We start from the raw sequence: 1,143 nt of genomic DNA on the forward strand, positions 1-1,143 counted from the left end.
CCGACCAGCCAGACGTTGTTGTCGACGTCGAAGTCCTGACCGTCGAGGCTGAAGACGCCGCTGACGACGGTCTTGTCGATGCGAGCCGTCACGTGAAGACCACGACCGACCGCAGCACCTCGCCGTGGTGCATCTTCTCGAAGGCGGCGTCGACGTCGGCGATCCCGATGGTCTCGCTCACGAAGTCCTCCAGCGGGAAGCGGCCCTGCAGGTACAGGTCGACCAGCATCGGGAAGTCCCGGGAGGGCAGGCAGTCGCCGTACCAGGAGGACTTCAGCGCACCGCCCCGGCCGAAGACCTCGATCAGCGGCAGGGTGATCGTCATGTCCGGGGTCGGGACGCCCACGAGCACCACGCGGCCGGCCAGGTCGCGGGCGTGGAAGGCCTGCTCGAACACCGCCGGGTGACCGACCGCGTCGATCGCGACGTCCACCCCGAAGCCGCCGGTGGCGGCCTTGATGGCCTCGACCGCGTCGGTGTTGCTGGAGTTGACGGTGTGGGTGGCGCCGAACCCCTTCGCCCACTCCAGCTTCCGGTCGTCGATGTCGACGGCGATGATCGTGGTGGCGCCGGCCAGCTTCGCCCCGGCGATCGCGGCGTCGCCGACGCCGCCGCAGCCGAAGACGGCCACCGACTCCCCGCGCTGGACCGCGCCGGTGTTGATCGCCGCGCCGACGCCGGCCATCACGCCGCAGCCGAGCAGGCCGGCGGCGGTGGCGGGCGCGGCGGGGTCGACCTTGGTGCACTGGCCGGAGTGGACCAGGGTCTTCTCCACGAACGCGCCGATGCCCAGCGCCGGGGACAGCTCGGTGCCGTCGGCCAGGGTCATCTTCTGGGTGGCGTTGGAGGTGTTGAAGCAGTACTGCAGCTCGCCCTTGAGGCAGGCGCGGCACTGTCCGCACACCGCCCGCCAGTTGAGGATGACGTAGTCGCCGACGGCGACGTTGGTGACGCCCTCGCCGACGGCGGAGACGGTCCCGGCGGCCTCGTGGCCGAGCAGGAACGGGAACTCGTCGTTGATCCCGCCCTCGCGGTAGTGCAGGTCGGTGTGGCAGACCCCGCACGCCTGGATGTCGACGACCGCCTCACCCGGGCCGGGGTCGGGCACGATGATCGTCTCGACGGTGACCGGAGCACCCTTGC

The 1,143-nt window shown here is 70.8% G+C and carries 1 protein-coding gene; it reads right to left on the reverse strand.

Going from position 1 to position 1,143, the window contains the following annotated elements:
* Positions 1-88: 88 nt before the first annotated feature.
* Positions 89-1,143 (reverse strand): S-(hydroxymethyl)mycothiol dehydrogenase (locus ACI79I_RS24305; protein ID WP_456995129.1); only part of this gene is annotated, 1,055 nt, incomplete at its 5' end.

It is taken from the genome of Geodermatophilus sp. SYSU D01105 (genome assembly GCF_054050095.1).